The sequence below is a fragment of the Kribbella italica genome, from assembly GCF_014205135.1.
In the GTDB taxonomy this organism is placed as follows: Bacteria; Actinomycetota; Actinomycetes; order Propionibacteriales; family Kribbellaceae; genus Kribbella; species Kribbella italica.
Map to the genome: position 1 here is coordinate 2,684,429 of NZ_JACHMY010000001.1, position 20,466 is coordinate 2,704,894.

Annotated in this window: 11 protein-coding genes; 5 read left to right on the plus strand and 6 right to left on the minus strand. The window is 68.0% G+C overall.

Annotation, left to right across the window (positions count from 1 at the left end):
* The first annotated feature begins 12 nt into the window (after positions 1 to 12).
* The 3 genes from HDA39_RS12495 to HDA39_RS12505 are packed head-to-tail and all read left to right on the plus strand — an operon-like array spanning position 13 to position 5,249.
* Positions 13 to 1,695 (plus strand): type 2 periplasmic-binding domain-containing protein, encoded by a 1,683-nt coding sequence (locus tag HDA39_RS12495; RefSeq protein ID WP_184795386.1) that lies wholly within the window; start codon positions 13 to 15, stop codon positions 1,693 to 1,695.
* Positions 1,692 to 3,236 carry a family 43 glycosylhydrolase gene (locus HDA39_RS12500; RefSeq protein WP_184795387.1) on the plus strand — a complete coding sequence of 515 codons (1,545 nt, stop codon included), beginning with the start codon at positions 1,692 to 1,694 and terminating at the stop codon, positions 3,234 to 3,236. The genes HDA39_RS12495 and HDA39_RS12500 overlap by 4 nt, the downstream gene beginning before the upstream one ends.
* Positions 3,237 to 5,249 carry a glycoside hydrolase family 36 protein gene (locus HDA39_RS12505; protein ID WP_184795388.1) on the plus strand — a complete coding sequence of 671 codons (2,013 nt, stop codon included), beginning with the start codon at positions 3,237 to 3,239 and terminating at the stop codon, positions 5,247 to 5,249.
* A gap of 9 nt (positions 5,250 to 5,258) precedes the next feature.
* On the opposite strand, the gene HDA39_RS12510 is transcribed toward HDA39_RS12505, so the two are convergent.
* Complete coding sequence (locus tag HDA39_RS12510) at positions 5,259 to 6,818, minus strand: glycoside hydrolase family 53 protein (RefSeq protein ID WP_184795389.1); 1,560 nt, start codon at positions 6,816 to 6,818, stop codon at positions 5,259 to 5,261.
* A 193-nt stretch (positions 6,819 to 7,011) separates the two neighbouring features.
* Between HDA39_RS12510 and HDA39_RS12515 the strand changes: the two genes are divergently transcribed.
* Positions 7,012 to 8,025, plus strand: a complete 1,014-nt coding sequence (locus HDA39_RS12515; protein ID WP_184795390.1) for a substrate-binding domain-containing protein — start codon at positions 7,012 to 7,014, stop codon at positions 8,023 to 8,025.
* 7 nt (positions 8,026 to 8,032) lie between these two features.
* On the opposite strand, the gene HDA39_RS12520 is transcribed toward HDA39_RS12515, so the two are convergent.
* From HDA39_RS12520 to HDA39_RS12540, 5 genes are read right to left on the minus strand one after another with little or no spacing between them, the layout of a single operon-like run.
* On the minus strand, positions 8,033 to 11,491 hold the full coding sequence (locus HDA39_RS12520) for a glycosyl hydrolase (protein ID WP_184795391.1): 3,459 nt from the start codon (positions 11,489 to 11,491) through the stop codon (positions 8,033 to 8,035).
* 51 nt (positions 11,492 to 11,542) lie between these two features.
* Positions 11,543 to 12,475, minus strand: coding sequence for an ABC transporter permease (locus HDA39_RS12525; RefSeq protein WP_337925722.1), 933 nt, complete (start codon positions 12,473 to 12,475; stop codon positions 11,543 to 11,545).
* A 32-nt stretch (positions 12,476 to 12,507) separates the two neighbouring features.
* Positions 12,508 to 13,431 (minus strand): carbohydrate ABC transporter permease, encoded by a 924-nt coding sequence (locus HDA39_RS12530; protein WP_238356037.1) that lies wholly within the window; start codon positions 13,429 to 13,431, stop codon positions 12,508 to 12,510.
* Positions 13,424 to 15,169, minus strand: coding sequence for a type 2 periplasmic-binding domain-containing protein (locus HDA39_RS12535; RefSeq protein WP_184795393.1), 1,746 nt, complete (start codon positions 15,167 to 15,169; stop codon positions 13,424 to 13,426). The genes HDA39_RS12530 and HDA39_RS12535 overlap by 8 nt, the downstream gene beginning before the upstream one ends.
* Positions 15,166 to 17,850: a family 78 glycoside hydrolase catalytic domain gene (locus HDA39_RS12540; protein WP_475583241.1), complete on the minus strand. Its 2,685-nt coding sequence runs from the start codon at positions 17,848 to 17,850 to the stop codon at positions 15,166 to 15,168. Before HDA39_RS12540 ends, HDA39_RS12535 begins: the two co-directional genes overlap by 4 nt.
* A gap of 59 nt (positions 17,851 to 17,909) precedes the next feature.
* Here HDA39_RS12540 and HDA39_RS12545 point away from each other — a divergent pair, with 59 nt between their 5' ends.
* Positions 17,910 to 20,462, plus strand: a complete 2,553-nt coding sequence (locus HDA39_RS12545; protein ID WP_184795395.1) for an endo-alpha-N-acetylgalactosaminidase family protein — start codon at positions 17,910 to 17,912, stop codon at positions 20,460 to 20,462.
* The last annotated feature ends 4 nt before the right edge of the window (positions 20,463 to 20,466 follow it).

Here is a 20,466-nt window from a genome sequence, read left to right on the forward strand (position 1 = left end):
GGAAGAACCGCGATGAACATCCGTACTGTCAGAGGCCGCGGTACGGCGGTCGCCGTCCTGACCGCGCTGTCACTGGGGCTGGCCGCGTGCAGCGGTGGCGGCAGTGACACCGCGGCGCAGAAGCCCTTGCCCACCGTCACCGGCAATCCGGCGGTGACGATCAACGTCTTCGCACCCCAGGGCCCCGAGACCGATCTCAGCCGCAACGAGTTCTCCCAGCGGATCGGCAAGCAGTTCAACATCACCTTCAAGTGGCAGACCACCACGTACGACGCGGGGCCGGCCCGCGAGAAGCGGCAGATCTCGCTGGCCAGCGGCGACTACCCCGACCTCTACCTACTCGTCCCGTGGGTGGACCAGTTCAGCCAGGCCGACCTGCTCAAGCTGTCCAAGCAGGGCGTCGTCCTGCCGCTCAACCAGCTGATCGACCAGTACGCGCCGAACATCAAGAAGGCGCTGGACACCAACCCGACGTACAAGGCGATGGCCACCGCGCCCGACGGCAACGTGTACGGCCTGCCGCAGTGGAACGACTGCTACCACTGCTCGTACCAGGCCAAGCTGTGGATGAACAGCGCCTGGCTGAAGAAGCTGGGGCTGCAGCAGCCGAAGACCACCGAGGACATGGTCAAGGTGCTGCGCGCGTTCAAGACCCAGGATCCCAACGGCAACGGCAAGGCCGACGAGATCCCGCTCAGCGCCGACGCCCGCGACATCCTGATCCCGTACTTCATGAACGCCTTCCTCTACAACCCGCAGGGCACCAACGGCAACACCAACTCGACCCTGGTGCTCAACGACGGCAAGGTCGACACCCAGGCGAACAAGGACGGCTGGAAGAGAGGGCTGGCCTACCTGCGCTCGCTGTACGGCGAAGGCCTGATCGACAAGGGCGCTTTCACCCAGAACGCGGACGCGCTGAAGCGGCAGGGGGACAGTGCCGGACCGGTGATCCTCGGCTCCTCGACGGTCGGCCACCCCGGGATCTTCGTGGCGATCGGTGCGGCCGACGGCCGGGACAAGCAGTACGACGCGGTGCCTCCGCTGACCGGTCCGGACGGCGCGAACTTCGCCGGCTACAGCTTCCCCAGCGCGCCGGGCGCCACCTTCGTGCTGACGAACAAGGCGAGCCCCGAGGTACAGATCCAGGCGATCAAGATGCTGGACTACATCTACTCCACCGAAGGCCAGATCAACGGCATGTTCGGCACGGAGGGCAAGACGTGGACACCTCCCAAGGCCGGGGACGTCGCGCTGGAGAAGACGGCCAAGCCGCTGTACAAGCAGGTCAAGCTCAAGCCCGGTTCGCCGCCCACCAACGCCGGCTGGGGTCCGCTCGCGCAGTACAACAACACCATCGACTTCCGCAACTCCGAGATCATCGCCACCGACGTCTACTCCCAGGACGGGTACGAACGCCGGCTGCTCGAGGAGACCAAGAAGTACGACGGTCACGAGGACAAGGCGCAGATCTACCCGTACTGGAAGGTCTGGATCCCGCCGGAGCTCGGCAGCGAGGTGGCGACCCTGCAGACGAACATCGAGAACTACACCCAGCAGAACGCGCTGCAGTTCATCACCGGCTCCAAGGACATCGACAAGGACTGGGACGCCTACGTGAAGGGCCTGGAGAGCCTGGGACTCAAGCGCTACCTGGAGATCCAGCAGACGGCGTACGACAAAGCACCGAAGTGATCGAAGGCTCCGCAACGCTGAGGTCCGGCGGGCAGTGGGGTGACCAGGGCGACGGTCACTACGTCAACCCGATCCTGCCCGCCGACCTCAGCGACTTCGACTGCATCCGGGTCGGCGACGACTACTACGGCATCACCAGCACGTTCGGCTACTCCCCCGGGATGGCGGTCCTGCACTCGACCGACCTGGTGACCTGGAGGGTGATCGGGCATGCCGTCGACGACCTGACCCGGGTCGGTCCCGAGCTGAACTGGGACCGGATGAACCGGTACGGGCGCGGCGTGTGGGCGGGCGCCATCCGCCACCACGCCGGCCGGTTCTGGGTGTACTTCAACACCCCGGACGAGGGCTTCTTCATGACCACGGCAGCGGACCCGGCCGGGCCGTGGGAACCCGTCCACGCACTGTGGCGGGTGGCCGGCTGGAACGACGTGTGCCCCTTCTGGGACGACGATGGCCGTGCGTACCTGGTCGCGACGAACTTCGCCGCGGACTACCGGACCCACCTGTTCGTACTGAGCGCTGACGGCCGGTCGCTGAGGTCGGACCGCCTCATTCACCAGTCGCCTGGTGGTGAAGCGAGTAAGCTCTACAAGATCGACGGGTACTACTACCACCTCTACAGCGAGGTGAAGCCCGAAGGCCGGGTCGTGATGATGAACCGGGGCACCGACCTCTACGGCCCGTACGAGACGCGGCAGTTGCAGCACGTCGACGCGTCCGTCGATCGCGAACCCAACCAAGGCGGCTTGGTGATCGGACCGGACGGCGCCTGGTACTGGGTGACCCACCACGGCACCGGTGGACACTGGGAAGGGCGGACGCTCTCGCTGCTTCCCGTGACCTGGGTGGACGGATGGCCAGTGCTCGGACAGGTCGGGCCCGACGGCATCGGCACGATGGTCTGGCGCGGTGCCGTGCCGTCCGGTCGCGAACACCAGCAGACCGAGCTGCCGCAGATCGTCACCGGCGACGACTTCGCCGCGCCGCGGCTCCGACCCGAGTGGGAGTGGCACTACCAACCACGCGCGGACCGATGGTCGCTGACCGATCGGCCGGGATCCCTCCGCCTCTACGCTTTCCCACCCCTGGAGCTGCACGACCTCTTGAAGGTCGGGAACACACTGACCCAACGAGCGGTCCGCGTACCGGGCAGCACGGTGACGGCACGGCTCGCACTGGGCGGGTTGACCGACGGCCAGTACGCCGGGTTGTGCCACTTCGCCGCCACGTCCGCCGGTCTGGCGGCACACCGGGCCGGCGGCGTCACGGTGCTCACGCTCAACCAGAACGGGCACCTCGAAACCGGATCGGTCATCGCCCAGGAGGAGGTCTGGCTGCGGTCCCGGTGGGACCTCGACGGAGTCAGCCAGTTCTCGTTCAGCCTCGACGGCAGCACCTTCACCGACTTCGGCCCGTCGTACCAGTTGACCTGGGGTGGCTACCGGGGTGACCGGATCGGGCTCTACGCCTACAACGCCGAGGACTCCGGACACGTGGATGTCCTCTCCTTCGACTACACGACCACGCGGGAGCTGTGAATGACCCTGGCCTGGCAGACACCGAACTTCACCCTGACCTTCGCCGTCGACGACGGACCGGTCCGCCTGGCCGGCTGGCGACCGGCGACGGGCTCAGAGGTTGCTCTCGGCACCGACCAGCCGCTGGTCGAGATCTCCGCGATCGGTCACGGCCGGTCCCCCGGCACCGTGCGGCACGTCGGGACCCAGATCGGTCATCGGCTCAGGTACGTCGGTGCGGAGCCGACCGACACCTCGCTGCGGATCGAGCAGTACGACGAGACCACCGGTCTCCGAGTGATCAGCTGCTTCGCGGCCGGCGCCGGTCTCCGCGCGTGGACCGAAGTGAAGCTCTCCGCGCCGGGCCGGCTGGAACTGGACTTCGTCTCGTCCCTGGCGGTCGGCCTCCCCTCGCTGGATGCCACTCTTGTTGCTGCCGACAACGACTGGATGGCGGAGAACCGGTGGAACCGGCGCCCGCTGCGGAGCCGGTTGGCCGACATCCGCAGCGACACGTACCGGCCGCTGGCCAAGCACCGCCTGGCGATCACCAACGCCGGCTCCTGGTCGACCGGTGAGGTGCTCCCGGTCGGCGTCCTCGTCGCCGGGGATCATGCACTCGGCTGGCAGATCGAGCACAACGGTCCGTGGCACTACGAACTCGGCGAGACCCGCAGCGGTGGCTACCTGCTGCTCAGCGGACCGACGGACCAGGAACACGCTTGGACAGCGACCGTAACGCCGACCCAGACCTTCACCACCGTGCCGGTTTCACTCGTGGCAGCGCCGGACGAAGCGAGCGCGTTCGTGGCGCTGACCGCCCAGCGCCGCGCGATCCGGCTCCGCCGGCCGGTCGACGACCGGCTGCCTGTCGTCTTCAACGACTACATGAACACGCTGATGGGCGATCCGACGACCGCCAAGCTTTTCCCCCTGATCGATGCCGCGGCGGACGCCGGCGCCGACTACTTCTGCATCGACGCCGGCTGGTACGCCGAGGGCGACTGGTGGAGCACGGTCGGCGCCTGGCAGCCGTCGCCCAGCCGCTTCCCCGACGGCCTGGGCGAAGTCGTCGGCCGGATCAAGCAGCGTGGCATGGTCCCGGGCCTGTGGCTGGAACCGGAGGTCGTCGGCGTTGACTCCCCACTGGCGGCAGAGCTGCCGGACGGTGCCTTCCTCACTCGGCGGGGAGTACGCGTCGCCGAGCACGGCCGCTACCTGCTGGACCTGCGCAGTGATGCCGCTCGTGCCCACCTGAACTCGACCGTCGACCGGCTGATCGAGCAGTTCGGGATCGGCTTCTTCAAGCTGGACAACAACACGATGACCGGTCCGGGCACCGACAAGTCCGGTACGTCGCTCGGGCAGGGCCTGCTGGAGCACAACCGGGCCCACCTGCGCTGGCTGGACGAAGTCCAGGCCCGCCATCCCGAACTGCTGCTGGAGAACTGCGCGTCGGGCGCGATGCGGATGGACTACGCGTTGCTGTCACGCCTGCATCTGCAGTCCACCTCGGACCAGCAGGATCACCTGCTCTACGCCCCGATCGCCGCCGCCGCACCGGCGTCGATCCTGCCCGAGCAAGCGGGCAACTGGGCCTACCCGCAGACGGGCACCAGCACGGAGGAGCTGGTGTTCAGCCTCGTCAACGGCATCCTCGGCCGGCTCTACCTGTCCGGCCATCTCGACCGGTTCACGGCCGAGGAGCTGGACCTGGTGAAGGCCGCGGTCACCGCGCACCGCGAGATCCTCCCGCGTCTCGACCAGCTCGAGCCGTTCTGGCCGCTCGGTCTGCCGGGCTGGTCCGACGACTGGATCATGCTCGGCCTGCGTGACCGCACCACGGCGTACCTCTCGATCTGGCACCGTGGACAGGGCCCGGCGTCGATCCGGATCCCGTGGTCCGGATCGACGCCGGCCGTTCTGTTCCCGAGCACGTCGCAGGGCTGGACCTTCACCAAGCAGAGTGAGGAACTACTGGTGGAGACAGCGGTCAGCGAACCGTCCGCCCGTGTCCTCACGTGGCAGGATTGACCGCTGTCGTCAGCGCGGGTCGGGTGCGAAGTTCCGGGCTGCTGGTAGCAGCCGGCCGGTGAAGTCGAAGACGGCCTGGTTCTCCCAGGCGTTGCCGGACGCCGGGTCCGAGGGATCCCAACCGGCACCGGCGACGGCGGTCCACGCCGGCTCCCAGTAGACCGTTCCGATCCCGCGACCTCCCTCGGCCGAGGCGACCGCGTTCTGCACCGCACGGAACTGGGCCGCCTGTCCGGCCGGTGTCGCCGGGTATCCAGCGACCAGTTCGCTCGGGACGTCGATGACGTTCTCGTACGCCGGGCTGTCGTCGGCCAGCGTGAACGGATAGGCCGTCTCCACGTTCAGCACGTCCTTGTCGTAGCGCGCGGACAGCGTCGTGACGGCGTTCTGCAAGTCCGCGAGCGTTCCGTGCCAGTAGCCGTAGTACGACAGTCCGATCAGGTCGAACGGCACCTCACGGGCGACGGCCTGGTCGAACCACCAGGTCAGCGAGTCGATGCCGTTGTTGATGTTCGTCAGGTGCAGCAGGACCTGGGTCCGCGGGTCGACCTCCTTGACCGCCCGCGCGCCTGCGGTCAGGAACGATGCCAGGTTGTCCCACTGCGCACCCGGGACGCCGTCGTCGGGATCCACGTCCCAGGTCTGGCCCCACGGCCACAGCATGCCCGGATTGATCTCGTTGCCCACCTGCACCATGTCAGCCTTCACACCGGCGGCCTTCAGCGCCAGGAGCACCTCCCGGGTGTGCTGGTGAACCGCACCAGCCAACTGTTGCGGCGTCATCCCGTGCCAGGCCGCCGGCACTCCCTGCGCGCCGGGATCGGTCCAGCGGTCGGAGTAGTGGAAGTCGACGAGCAGTTTCATCCCGGCCGCCTTGATCCGCTGCGCCGTCGCGACCACGTGCGCCTGGTCGTTGTACCCGTCGGCCGGGTCGACCCAGACCTTCAGGCGGCCAAGATTCATCCCCGACCGGGCGAGGATCTTCACCGCGTCACCCGATCTGCCGTCCGCGGACCTGTACGTCGCCCCGAAGTCCTCGTTCTTGGCGAGTCCGGACAGGTCGCCACCCCGGATCGTCCGGGCCACCCGGCCCGGCGCCACACCGATGTCGTCGAAGCTCGCCCACGTCCCCGCCGGGCCGGCGGTCGTCAGGGTCACCGTGCACCGCTTCGGTCCCCCGGCGTACACCGACACCGCCGACCGTACCCACGCACCGGTCGCCGGAATCACGGTCGAGGCGGTCGCACCACACCCGCTGACCGACAGCGTCGAGCTGTTGAGCGCCCCGCCGGAGATGCCCCACGAACTGACCGTCCACCAGCCGCGGTCGGGCAACTTGACGGTTTGGCGGGTGGTCACCCGGTACCGCTTGCCCGACCAGTGGGTCAGCCGGTTGCCGGTCCGGCCGGCGGTCTCGATCTTCGCCGTACCGGCTGGGCCGGAAACGCTCCAGCCCCTCAGCCCTTGCTCGAAGCCTCCGTTCGCGACGCTGCCGCGCTGGGCGGAGGCGGTTCCGGTCGCCGCGACGATCAGTCCTGTGGTGAGGGTGAGTACGGTCAAGATCTTCATCAAAGCTCCTCGTCTCGCTCGCGTCTTGTGCACGTGCACAGCCTGATGACTGGTGGTAACAGCAAGAAAAACTGATGAAACCCACAGTTGACAAGACCGAGGCTTCACTTTCGCTGTGAACGTGCACAGTCACCGGCTCGAGCCCGGCGGCCAACGGCACAGCCGAGACTCGACGTGACTAGACTCGTCGGTCGTGGAGCACAACGGCGGCCGGAGACGACCCACCATCAAGGACGTGGCCGCCGTCGCCGGGGTGTCCCGCGGGACCGTGTCCCGGGTCATCAACGGTGGCCACTGGGTGTCTCCGGAGGCGCTGGTCGCGGTCCAGGCCGCGATCCGCTCGACCGGGTACGCCGCCAACCGGCACGCCCGCAGCCTGGTCACCGGCCGGGCGAACTCGGTCGCGTTCCTGCTGACCGAGTCCCACCAACTGCTGTTCGAGGACCCGAACTTCTCGGTCCTGCTCCGCGGTGCCGCCGATGCGCTGGCCAGGCAGGACATGCCACTGCTGCTGATGGTCGCAGGCACCCCGGAGGAGCGCCACCGGGTCACTGACTACGTCACCGCCGGCCATGTGGACGGTGTCCTGCTGATCTCGACGCACGCTGACGACCCGGTCGTGGGATCGTTGCTGCGCGAGCAGGTCCCGGTGGTCTCCTGCGGCGCACCGCTGGGTTACGAGGGCAAGGTCGGGTACGTCGCGGCCGACGACGTCGCCGGGGCGCGAGAGATGGTCCGGCATCTTCGCGACACCGGTCGCCGGCACCTTGCGACCATCACCGGCCCACTGGACACCCCTGGTGGCGTGCAGCGGCTCCAGGGGTACCGCGACGAGCTCGGCACCGACTACGACGAAGAACTGGTGGCCTACGGCGACTACTCCAGACTCGGCGGTCAGCGGGCGATGGCGGAGCTCCTGGCCAGGCGTCCGGAGCTCGATGCGGTGTTCGTCGCGTCGGACCTGATGGCCGCAGGCGCCCTGGCCACGCTGGCTGCCCAGGGTCGCCGGGTCCCCCAGGACGTCGCCGTCGGCGGCTTCGACGACTCCTGGCTGGCGGCGACCCTGGTCCCGGCCCTCACCACCATGCGACAGCCGTTCGACCGGATCAGCGCCGAGATGGTGCGACTGCTGGGCCAGGTCATCAACGGCGAACAGCCCGCCACGGTGATCCTGCCGACCACGCTGGTCCGCCGCGACTCGACCTGATCGCGGGCTACCCGTGAGTCCGGAGGCGGACAGCCCGGAACCCGCCACCAGGCCGCTGCATCCGGCTGAACGGCGAGGGGAGCACCGAGAAACGGTTGACGAGGGTGTTCGCCACCTGGATCTCGAGGGTGTTGGTGCCCACGGCAACAGTCTCGGTCAGTTCGACCTCCTGGCGGTCCGTCAGGAGCGTGCCCACTTCCCTGCCGTTCAGCGTGATGCGGGCGGACGACTCCACACCGGGCAGCGAGAGCAGCACCCGCTCACCCGTGGACTGCCAGGCGAAGTCCGAGCGGTACCGGACCACGCCGGAGAAGTCACCGAGACCGTGCGCCACGAAGTCGGCCGTGGGCGCGGTCCCTTCCGTGAGCTGCCAATCGATCGGCTCGGTCAGTACGGCGGCGTCGCGGTACCCGTGCTTCGTGCTCTCGACCATCAGGAGCAGTACGTCGCGGGAGTCGAGCGAGGGCGCGTCGCGCAGGCTGAGGAACGATCGGCCGTCGGGGCGCCCCTCGATCCTCAGCGGTTCGTGCGACGACAGCAACGTTGCCGACCGCACCTGTCCGGTGGTCGCCAGCGACACGGACTGGAACCCCGGCGGAGTCGCCACCCGGAACCACACCTGCTCTTCGTGGTCGGCCGCGTCGAAGGTCAGGCAACTCTCCTCGCCGTACCACCACCGGAGACGGGCACGTGGACAGTCGTCGGCGAGCTTGGTGCCGATCGCCAGCGAAGCACGCGTGGGCTGGTCCTCGGCGACCGTCACCCGCAGCAGAACGGCATGTCGGCCGGTGCTCAGCTCGAGCGGCAGAGTCTCGGGGACGACGCTCAGATCCCTGAGCTTCCACGCCGGAGTCCGCGTTGCCGGAACTTCGTCGGCCTGCTCCAGCACGGGCTCGCCATCCACCCACAGCCGGTACCGCGACCGGGACCCCGCCGACACCGTCACGGCCGGGTCACTCACTTCGACGGTCGACCAGAAGTAGTACTGCGAGCCGGCTGGAGCGTCGCCGTCCAGGACCGTCGGGTCCAGAAACTCGTCGGGCACGAACTTCAACCCGTGCGGACCGGTCATCCGATCGAGCAGCAACGGGTCGTCGGCGACACCGGTCTGGTAGGAGAACGCGTACGGCCGCCAGGCCAGGCCGGGCAGCACTACTTGTCCACGGCGCGGTCGCCCGTTCCGGATTGCGTCTTCGACCGTCGCCCCGTCCTCGGGCAGTACGGGGCCGAGGGCAAGGAATTTCTCCCCGTCGCGAACGAGCGTAGGCGTCCAGGGGCCGGCGGCCGACGAACTCGTCTCCACGTGCCACGTCTGCACACCCATCGGTTCCGCGCCGAACTCGAAGTCGCCGAAGCTGTTGTCCAGGATCGGGACAGTCTGGACCCGCCACGGGCCCTCGAGCTCTACAACGCGGCCCGGTACCTCCGGCGGCGTCCTGGACTGGAGGGATTGGCTCGTGCCGTCGACCACCAGCACGGTCGCCAGCCCCGGCTCGAGATCGAGGTGAACGCGCGTGCTGTGCTCCTTACCAGGAGCCGGACTCGACGAGCACTGGAACCGACTCCCGGTCCAGGCGTCGAACGTCTCGATCCGGCCGCTCGCCCGGAGGTCGACCGAGGCGTGCACCGGCGCGTCGGCCACGTTGGCCACGAAGTACAGATCAGTCGTCCCGGAGCGGCGGTGCGTCGCCACCAGCCCGCTGCCGTGGGCGTCGAAGTCCGGCTCCCACATCCCGGCCAGCACCTGCGGAAGACTCCGCCGAGTCTCTGCCCCGAGCTTGAGCGCCGAATCCCAGACTGACGGCGGACAGGGACCGTTCTCGGTCACCGTCGGCGGATCGCCCAGAACGACGACCACCCCGCCGGCCAGCGCGAATCGTCCCAGCTTCTCGGCGACGTCGTGCCGCACCGCGCGGACATCGGGAACGATCACAGCCCGGTACGTGCAGTCTCCGACGGTGAGCTGCTGGCCAGTGATCTCCGCTTCGAGGAGATGAAGGCGGTCCAGCAGGTCACAGTCGTGCCCGGCCTGCGCGAGAGTGCCGAGGAGCTTCACGGCGTACTCCGGGGACGTGACACCGTCGCCACTCAGGTCGAGGTCCTGCGTGGGGTCGAGGACCGCGATGTCGGCGACACCCCGTCCGTACCGGAGCAGGGCACTGACCCGGGTGATGTACGCCCACAAGGTGTCGGAGTGTTCCCACCAGGGTTGACGGAAGTGGAAGTCCGGCGACGCCCACTCCCACCAGCCGCCCTCGGTGCTGTAGCTGAGGCCGTGCATCATCACGTGGTTGACCCCGTAGGCGAATCCGGCGTTGAGGCCGGCCAGAATCCGTTCCGGTGCGATTCCCCAGCCGCTGCTGTGGAAGGCTTCGTTGGCCACGATCGGGCGGTTGTTCAGCCGGGCCAGCGAGGCGCTCACCTTGAAAGCCGCCACCGACCGTGGCCCGGTGAGATCCGGATCGTCGTTGCCCGGACCGTTGTACCAGCGCATGGTTTGCAGGTAGTCGCCGTACGCGTGCCGCCCGCCGCGCACATCACCGCGGGCGACCTGGTCCATGAACATCGAGGTGCCGTGCCGTTCGTGCCACTCGAAGATCGGCCGGAAGTAGTGGTCCTCGAGCAGGCCCACCACCGTGTCGCGGTAAGCGGCCCGGAAGCGCAGGGTCCGCTCGCCGAGGTCCAGCCAGAGCGCGGGAAGCCATTCCCGGTGGTCGAAGCCGTGCTCCTCGCGGAGGCGCTCGGCCACCAGGTCGTTCCACAACGGCATCCGCAGCCCGAAGTCCAGTTCGTCCTGGAAGAACGTGGTGAACGTCGTACCGAACAACGTCCCGAGCTGATCGCGGAACGGCTGGTAGAGCGTCTCGATCAGCAACGCGCCGGACCGAGGATGCAGCGGGTCGAACGACGACGGGTAGGACCCGATCACGCCGTCGCGCTTGAGGACGAGCGAGACCTCCCACTCCCCCGCCGGCAACGCGTACGAACCTTCGGCCGAGACGGCGACCGGCTGAACCGAGCCGGCCTCGTCGGTCGCGGCCGCGGTCACCAGCGACCGGTCCGAGACGGGGATCGTGAACGTTCCAGGCCCGGTACGGCGTTCGGTCACGTGGACCAGCGTGCCCGGGTGGTGCTCTCGGGTCAGCTCACCGATCGCCCGCAGGATCGGGCCGTTGATGCCGTAGTCCTGGATCCCGACCGTCAGGCCGAGCTCCGCGCTCTGCTCGGTGAACCAGCGGAACAGTTCCCACCACTGGCTGCTCAACGGCGCGGGGCTGCCGTGGTCCAGGTCGCCGTCGGGAAGGTGGCTGTAGCCGACGATCGTGCCGCCGATTCCCTTCGCCGCCAGCTCGGTCAGCTGAACCGCCAACCGCTCGCGATCGAGGTCGGCGCCGCTCCACCAGTACAAGGGTGTCGGGCGGCACGAGGGATCCGGCGTCCGGAACGCCGCCTCGACGTCAGCCATGGATTGCGGCACCGGCATGAACACTCACTCCTGGGGTCGGGCGGACGGACATCAGAACAGGCTCTGCTTGGCGACGCGCCGGGCCAGCCAGTTGGCGAGCAGGACGAGGATCAAGGCGATGACCGACTTGAACAGGCCGACCGCCGCGGCGTACGAGAACTGCGGGATCGAGGACTGCAGTCCGACCTGGTAGACGTAGGTGTCGATCACCTGGGAAACGCCCAGGTTGAGGTTGTTCTGCAGCAGCAGGACCTTCTCGAACCCGCTGCTCAGGATCGATCCCAGGTTCAGGATCAGCAGGGTGATCGTCACCGGAAGGACTCCGGGCAGGTCGATGTGCCACACCCGGCGCAGGATGCTCGCGCCGTCGACCTTGGCCGCCTCGTGCAGCTGCGGGTCGATACCGGCGAGCGCCGCCAGGTAGATGATCGCCGAGTAGCCGAGGGTCTGCCAGGCACCGGACCAGACGTAGACGTGCCGGAAGTAGTCGGAGTTGCCGAGGAAGTCGACCGGGCTGCCACCGAGGAAGACCAGCAACTGGTTGACCACACCCACGCTCGGATCGAGCATCATCACCATGATGCCGACCACGATCACCGTCGAGATGAAGTGCGGCGCGTACGTGATCAGCTGGATGCCACGGCTGTACAGCTTGGACCGCACCGTGTTCAGCGCGAGCGCCAGCACGATCGGCAGCGGGAACAGGGCCAGCAGCTCGTAGACGTTGAGGATCAGGGTGTTCTTGATCAGCGGCCAGAACTGGTACGAGTTCACGAACGTCTCGAAGTACTTCCAGCCCACCCAGGGCGAGCCCCCGATGCCCTTGGCCACGGAGAAGTTCTTGAAGGCGATCTGCAGACCGTAGAGCGGCCAGTAGAGGAAGACGATGACGTAGACGACCGGTGGCAGCAGCATGACGTAGAGCTGCCAGCAGCCGAGCACTCGCCGGAGGAAGGAGTGCTTCCGCGCCGTCGTGGAGGTCACGGAAGTCGTTGAGGTCGGTGCGGCGGTAGCAGTCATTTGAGCGATCCGATCAGCGCGCCCTTGACGAAGTACTTCTGGACGAACGGGTAGACGAGCAGTGGGGGCAGCATGCCCACGACGATCAGTGCGTACTTGAGCTTGTTGAACAGTTCCTGGCGTTCCACGAGTTGGGCGGCGGTCTGACTGCCCAGCTGACTGGGTTCCACGGTGTTCTGGATCAAGATGTCGCGCAGTACGAGCTGGAGCGGGAACAGGTGCTGGTCGGTGAGGTAGATCAGCGCCGAGAACCACCCGTTCCACTGGGCGATCCCGTAGAAGAGCAGGTTGACCGCGATGATCGGTTTCGACAGCGGCAGCGCGACCCGCAGGAAGAACGCGAAGTCGTTGGCGCCGTCGACCCGGGACGCTTCGAGCAGCTCGTGCGGAATGTTCAGCTGGTAGAAGGTCCGGGTGATGATCACGTTGAACACGCTCATGGCGCCGGGCAGGATGATCGCCCACCGGGTGTTCAGCATCCCCAGTTGCTGGACGACGACGTACGTCGGGATGATGCCGGCCGAGAACACCGCCGGGACCAGCAGGAAGACCGTCAGCGTCCGGCGTCCTTGGAGATCCGGCCTGGACAGCGGATAGCCGGCCAGCACGGTCAGAGCGGTGCCGAGGACAGCGCCGGACACCGAGTAGAGCAGCGAGTTCAGGAAGCCCTGGACCACGGCCGGGGACTGCCACAAGGTGCGGTAGGCATCGACGTTGGCATCGACCGGGAACAACTTGACCGCACCGGAGGTGATCGCCTCGGCGCTGGAGAACGACGCCGAGACGACGTAGATCAGCGGGTACAGCACCGCGATCCCGAAGAACGCCAGGACCAGGTAGTTGACCGTCAGCACGCTCCGGTCGCCCGCGGGCTGCTTCATCCGTCGCGGGCGACGGGCCACCGCCACGCCGTCAGCCATTGGTCCGGTACTTGTCGTAGGCCCGCTGGTGGGACTCCAGGTATCCCGGCAGCCCCATCTTGTCCAGCGCTTCGACGTACTTGTCCCAGGTCCGGTCGTCGTCGACGTCCAGCTTGCCGACGGTGAAGTCGGCCAGCGCGCTCTTGACGTGCTGGACGATGGTCGTCTTGGTGTTGGCGTTCGTCGCCGCGTCGCTCTCGGCGAAGACCAGCGGCGGGAGTTGCTGGTCCATCGGCTGCCGGCTGGGTTCGTAGGCCTGTTTGGTCACCTGGTAGAGCGCGGCCTCGTAGTTCGTCGTGGCGGGATTGGACTCCTCGGCCATCCGCCAGTCGTCGGTCGCGTACTTCATGTTGGGCGCGCCCCACGACGTTCCCCAGGCCAGGCCCACCGGGGGCGGCGCCTTGGTGATCTTGTACGTGGCCTGCTGCCCGAGGAGCCCTTTCGCCCCGGGCTTCGCGAAGTCCCAGGTCTTCCCGCGCGGACCGGCGTATCCGTTCATCCACGTCTCCAGCTCGACTTGGTGGTCGGCCCACCGCACCAGCGCGCCCGGGTCGGCGCACTGGTCGGTGATGATCAGGCCCGGTTGGTAGAACTGGTAGTAGTCCCAGGCGGCGTAGCCGACCCCGTTCGGGCCCTTCAGCGGCGGCAGCGCGACGTAGTCCCTCCACCGCTCCTGCGCGATGTCGAGGAACACGCCCCAGTGGAACGCCCGAGCGACGCCGACGCGCTGGTACCCGGGGTTGTTGCCCAGCCGGAGCCGCGTCTCGTTCGTCATGCTGAAGACCTCGGACGTCAGCGTTCCGTCGTCGAACAGCGAGCGCAGGAAGCGCAACCCTTCGCGCCACTCGTCCTTGCCGGCGACGAAGTCGACCTTGCCCTGGTCGAGCCGCAACCACGGCTCGCCCGGGTTGTAGAGGAAGGAGTTCATGAAGTAGACGTCGAGGGGTGAGTCCACCCCGGCCAGCAGCGGCACCACGTTCCCGTGCCCGTTCGCGTCCTGGTCCTTGAAGGCCTTCAGCAGCGCCCGGAACTCGTCGGTGGTCCGCGGAAGTTCGGCTCCCACGGCCTTCACCAGCGACTGGCTGACGTAGGTCCGGCCGGCGCCGATCCGGCAGTGGTAACAGTCGCTCATCCTCGGGAACGCGTAGGTCTTGCCGTCGCTGGCCAGGCCGAGCCGGCGCAGCTCGGGGAACTTGGCGATCGCCTCCTTGATCTCGACCGCGTAGGTGTCGATGTAGTCGTCCTGGGCAACGAAGATGCCCTGACCGCCGTACAGCGAGATCTGGTCGGGCGTGAAGGGGATGCCCAGGAAGGCGTCGGGCAGGTCGCCGGCGGCGATCATCGCGTTGACCTTGGTCATGTCACCGTCGGCGACCACCACGGTGTCGTACCGGACCTTCACCCCGGTCCTGGCCTCGAGCCACTGGCTGAAACTGTTCTTGTTCCAGTCGCCCGTCGTCTGGGTGTCCTGCGGTACGACGATCCGGAACGTCGTACCGGGGTCGCCGAACGGCTTCTTGACCCTGGCCCGAGGACCGACGTACCCGGTCTTGTACTGGACCCCGGGCACCAGCGCGTCCGGCGTCGCCTTCGGCACGCCCTCGACTCCCTTGGGCACAACGGCCTTCGTCGAGCCGCCGTCGCAGGCGCTCACCAGGGCGCCCGTCACGACCGCCGTCGCGGTGGAGGTCAGGAAGCGGCGCCGGCTCAACGCCGTACGCCGGGAAACGTCGGTCATCGCGCACTCCTCGAGGGTGCGGCACGGAACGACCAGTGCCCCGACCCGATCTGGTGGAAGCCGTCCTTGGTGACGGTCGATTCCGGTGCCGCCTCCACCGACCAGCTCGGGTCGGGCAGCGGCACCTGGACCAGCGCTGTCGATCCGACCGGCACGTCGACCTCGAGCCGCAGGCTCGAGTCGTCGCGAGTCCAAGCACTCGCGAGCGGTCCGTACGGCGTACCGATCGACGCCGATGCCTCGGTGAGATCGCCGACGACCGCCGGTCTGATCACCGCGTGCCGGTAGCCGACGGAATCCGCTGCCTGGTCGATTCCGGCCAGCCGTCGGACGAACCAGTCGTCGATGGCGCCGAGCATGAAGTGGTTCTGCGAGGCCCCCGTCGTCGGCCCGTCCCAGGCCTCGGTCAGCGCGGTCGCTCCGTGCACGAACTGGTAGCCGTAGCTCGGCCAGTCCGTTCGCGCCGCGACGCGGTAGATCAGTTCGTCGTGGCCCCCCGACGACAGAGCCCGCAGTACTGCGGGAAGGCTGACCTCCCCCACCATCAGGTGGTCGCCGGCCGCGCTGATGGTCTCCGCCAGCCGTGCGGTGACTGCCGTCCGCAGCTCGTCCGGGACCGCGTCCAGATCAAGGGCCAAGGCGTTGATCGCCTGGCCCCGACCGTAGCCGTCGGCACCGTCGAAGAACCGCTCGTGGAACGCGGCCCGGATCCGGAGCAGCAACTTGCGGTGGTCGTCGGCGTCGCCGGACTCGCCGAGCACGTCGGCAATCCCGGCCATCGCGGCCGCGACCTGCCCGTATCCCCAGGTCGCCACGGCCGCCCGCGGGGGCTTCTCTTCCAGCGAGTACCAGTCGCCGAGTCCGTGATCGAGCAGATCGCCGTCGGCTTTGCCCTGCAGGTAGGCGAGATAGCGCTGCATCGCAGGGTAGTAGGTGCGCAGCGTCGCGACGTCGCCGTACGTCCGGTACAACTGCCACGGCGCGAGCACGATCGCGCCGCCCCAGTTCGGGTCGTCACGGAATCCGCCGTCGAAGACGACGAACTCCGGTGAGATGTCCGGCACCATCCCGCTGTCCAGCTGGGCCTCGGCCATCCGGCGGACCAGGTCGCGGTAGTACGCCTGGACGTCGTACCCGTTGCTCACGACGCCGAACAGCAGGTGCGTCTCCTCCAGCCAGCCGAGCTTCTCCCGGTGCGGGCAGTCGGTCAGGACGCTGAACATGTTGCCCTGAACGGCGCGGTCGATGATCCGGTGCGTCGCGTCGAGTACCTCGTTCGAGCAGGAGAAGCGGCCCGTGCTCTCGTTGCCGGCCCGCAGGACCAGCCCCGAACAGACCTCCGGACCACTGCCCGCGGGGAGCCCGTGCAACTCCAGGAAACGGAAGCCGTGGTACATGAACTCCGGGTGCCAGCTCTGCTGCCCGGCTGTCGTGGTGTAGACGCTCTCGACCGGCGTGCCGATCTCCTGCTGCGCGACCCGGCCGTCGCCGTCCAGGACCTCACCAGGCACGATCCTGATCTCGTGACCGGCGTCCGCGGTCAGGTCGAGCAGCGGCCAGCCGGCGATGTTCACGCCGAGGTCGACCACACAGATGCCCGGCGCAGGGTTGGTCATCGCCACCGGCGTGATCGTCTCGACGACCTGGATCGGCGGGGCGGCCCGGGCCGCGAGCTCGACCTCCCACGGCACAACGGCCGCGGCCGCCCAGTCCGAGCGGTTCCCACGCGGCCGGTCCCAGTCCGCGACGACCAGGCGGGCGTCGTAGTCCTCACCGCCGTACCAGTGGGAGCGCCGGGTCGGACCCAGCGCTGTTCGCCACGTCCCGTCGGAGACGAACCGTTGGATCGACCCGTCCTCGCCGAGGATTTCCAGCTGGGCCAGGGCGCGCGGGCGCGCGATGGTGGCCGCGAACTTGGTGTAGCGGTCGGGCGGCGCAGTGACGTGAGCGATGCCGGTGCCCAGTCTCAGGCCGAGCACGTTCGGTCCGTCCTGCAGCAGCGCCGTCACGTCGTAGGTGGAGTAGTCGATCGTCCGCGCGAAGTCGCTGTACGGCGGTTCGAGGACTGCCGCGGTGACCTTGGCGCCGTTGAGACTGGGCACGCAGATCCCCAGGCCCGCGACGTAGAGGCGGGCGGCGGCGACCGGGCCGCCGGACCGGAACTCACCGGCGAGCAGGGGCAGCGCGTCGGCATCGGTGTCGCCGGCCCAGTCCGGATGAGTGATCCAGGACGCCGACCACTCCCCCGGATCGAGCAGCCCCGTCTCGAAGGTGGCGGGCTCCGACCACAGCGACGTCTCACCGGCGGCGCCCTGCACCCGGACCCGCCACCACGCCCGGGTCCGGCTCGGCAGCGGCGCGCCGCCGTACCGGAGGTTCGGTTCCTGACCTGGCTGCGGGCCGGAGGCCCAGAGGAGGTCGGTGAAGTCTGCATCACGGGCGACCTCGACCTCGCGGGAGGCCTGTCGCTCCCCCGTCCCGGACGAGCGGACGACCCAACTGAGGAGCGGATCACGAGAGCCGGTCCCCAGAGGGTTCACCAGTCCCTCGCAGCGCGGCCTTTCGATCCACAGCGTCGCCATACGAGCCCCTCTTTCTACATCGGTGTATAGCCAATAGATCAGATGTCTTCGGCGAGGTCCAGCAAGTGTCCGGATCGGGCCAGGCTCCGCTCTGGACATCGCCCGGACATCAAGGCGACAGTCATCCAATGTATTTGGCGACCTCAAGGAGACCGTCGATGTTCAGAAGACCCCGCGGCGTACTGGCCTGCGGTGCCGCGATCGCCGGACTGGTGATCGCCGCCGCCCTGACGCCTCCCGCCGCCCGTGCCACACCGGAGACCACTTTGCTGACGACGCCCCAGCTGTCCGTCGCCTTCGATCCGCAGACCGGACTGCCCGCGAAGTACCGGCTTCCGGGGCGCGAAGTCCTCGGCGCCGAGCGCGAAGAGCTGCGCCGGGCGCAGTGGGAGTACGCCGGCGGGCGAACCGGCGGCGACGAGTACGGCAAGGACATCCACGTCTCCCGGACCGACGGCGCGTCGTTCGAGTTCACCTTCACCGGGACCGGCGTCGAGTACGTGACGGACCGCAACAGCGACAAGGGCAAGCTCGACATCTTCGTCGACGGCGTGTTCCGGGAGACCGTCGACGCCTACCACCCGACCCGTATCTGGCAGGCCTCGGTCTACAGCATCACCGGCCTCCCCGCGGGCGAGCACACCATCAAGGGCGTGAAGCGCAGCGGTGAGTACGCGATCGTCGACGCCTTCAAGGTCCACTCCGGGACAGCCGTGACGACGGTCAACAACGACGCCGCACAGATCAGCTACAGCCGGGAGCCGGGCTTCGCGAACAACGTCGGCGCTGTCGTCGGCAACAAGAGCACCGGCGCCGAAGCGCGCGCCGCTGCCGTCGTACGGCGGATCGATGTCCGCGGCCCGCGGGCGTCCGTCGCGTACCGGCTCGACGTCGACGGATCCACCGTCGCGTCGTTCGCACTCGTCTACGCGGTCAAGGGCTCGGCGCTGCAGGTGACGCTGGAGGAGGTGACCGGGCGGAAGGGCTGGGAGTTGATCGAGGTGCACACGCCGAGCCTGGTCACGGTCGCCCAGTCGGAGAAGGATGCCTGGATCGCTCACGGAAACGACGGAGGGCTCCTCGCTCCCCTCGCGACGGCCAAGGAGTCGAGCCTGCCGTACGGCGTCCGAGGTCAGTTCCCCAACTTCAGCATTCTCCCGCTCACGCTGCTGGGCAAGGCGGGCGTGTCCGTGGCGATGGAGGTCCCGGGCTACCTGAACAACACCGCCCTCACCGTGTACGGCGCCGGCGCCGCGAAGAAGGCGACCGTCGGCGCGGTCACCCTGCACCGGATTCCTGGTGGAGCGACCACTCCGAGCCTGCCCGTCGAGCAGAACCAGGTGGTCAGGCTCGACTTCGTCGGCGACACCGACCGCAGCGGCACGGTCGACTGGCTGGACGCGGCGAAGGTGGTCAAGGCCCGGATCCCGAAGAACCCGACCAAGTACTACGACGACAAGTTCATGTACGCGCTGCAGGGCCAGGTGGGACCGACCGACCGCACCGCGCCGGAGCACACCTTCCCGCAGGCCGAGGACCTGGTGAAACGCGTCTCGAGCCTGATCGACGGCCGGCCGCAGGTCGTGTTCATGGCGGGCTGGCCCGAAGGCGGCCACGACACGTCGTACCCGGCGGTCGGGACCGTCAACCCGGAGCTCGGCGGCAAGGCGGGGTTCGACCGGCTGCAAACGAACGCGCGCACGAAGTACAACACCAACGTCACGCTGGACGACAACTGGGACGACCAGTACGACAACGCCTACACAGCAGGGGTTTTCGACCCGAAGTACATCACCGTGACCCGCGAGGGCGAGCTCGAGCGGCACAACGCCTGGAACGGCGTCGACCTGTCGTACATCACCGGTTTCGCGAAGTACATGGCCGGACCGGGCCGTGATCGTGCTCCCTTCACCAAGAAGTACTACGGCCTGCGGGACGGCGTCCTGATCGACGGGATGTCCTGGTGGTCGATCCGCAACGACTTCGACCCCGCCCATCCGGCGAGTGCGGTGAAGAATCTCGAGGACGGCAAGTTCGAGCTCATCGACCAGTACGCCCGCCTGGGGATCAGCGTCGGCTCGGAGTTGCTGCGCTCCCCGTTCATCGGGCGGCTCGGATTCACCATGGACGGACCGACCGGCGGCGGCTGGAACGGCTTCGGCGGTACGCCGATCCCGCTGATGTCGCTGGTTCTGCGCGACTCCACGATCTACGGCATCAACAGCGGTGGATCGCCCGACCTGCGATCGACCCTGTTCAACAACAACCGGACCCACACCTGGCTGGACAAGGCGACTCCGGACGCCAAGATCACCGGGCTGTACTACCTGCAGTACCTGCCCTGGATGAAGCTGCACGACCTCGACGTACAGACGTTCCAGCGCGACGGGCAGACCGCGACCATCGGCTTCGGTGGTGGGACCTCGGTCTTCGTCGACGATGCGTCGGCCACGCAGCGCGTCGTCTACCGCGGCGTCGAGATCATGAACGGCAACAGCGTGACCGTGCCGATGGACGACCGGCGCATCGCCTTCTACTCCGACACCGCCAAGACTCTGTCCTACCCGCTCCCGCACGGCGCCGACCCGGCGAAGCTCCGCGCCAAGCTGATCACCGCCACCGAGCACGTCACCCACCCGGTCACCGTCAAGGCCGGACGGATCACCGTCGACGTCCCGGCCAACACTCCCGTTGTCGTCACCACCCGTTAGGAGG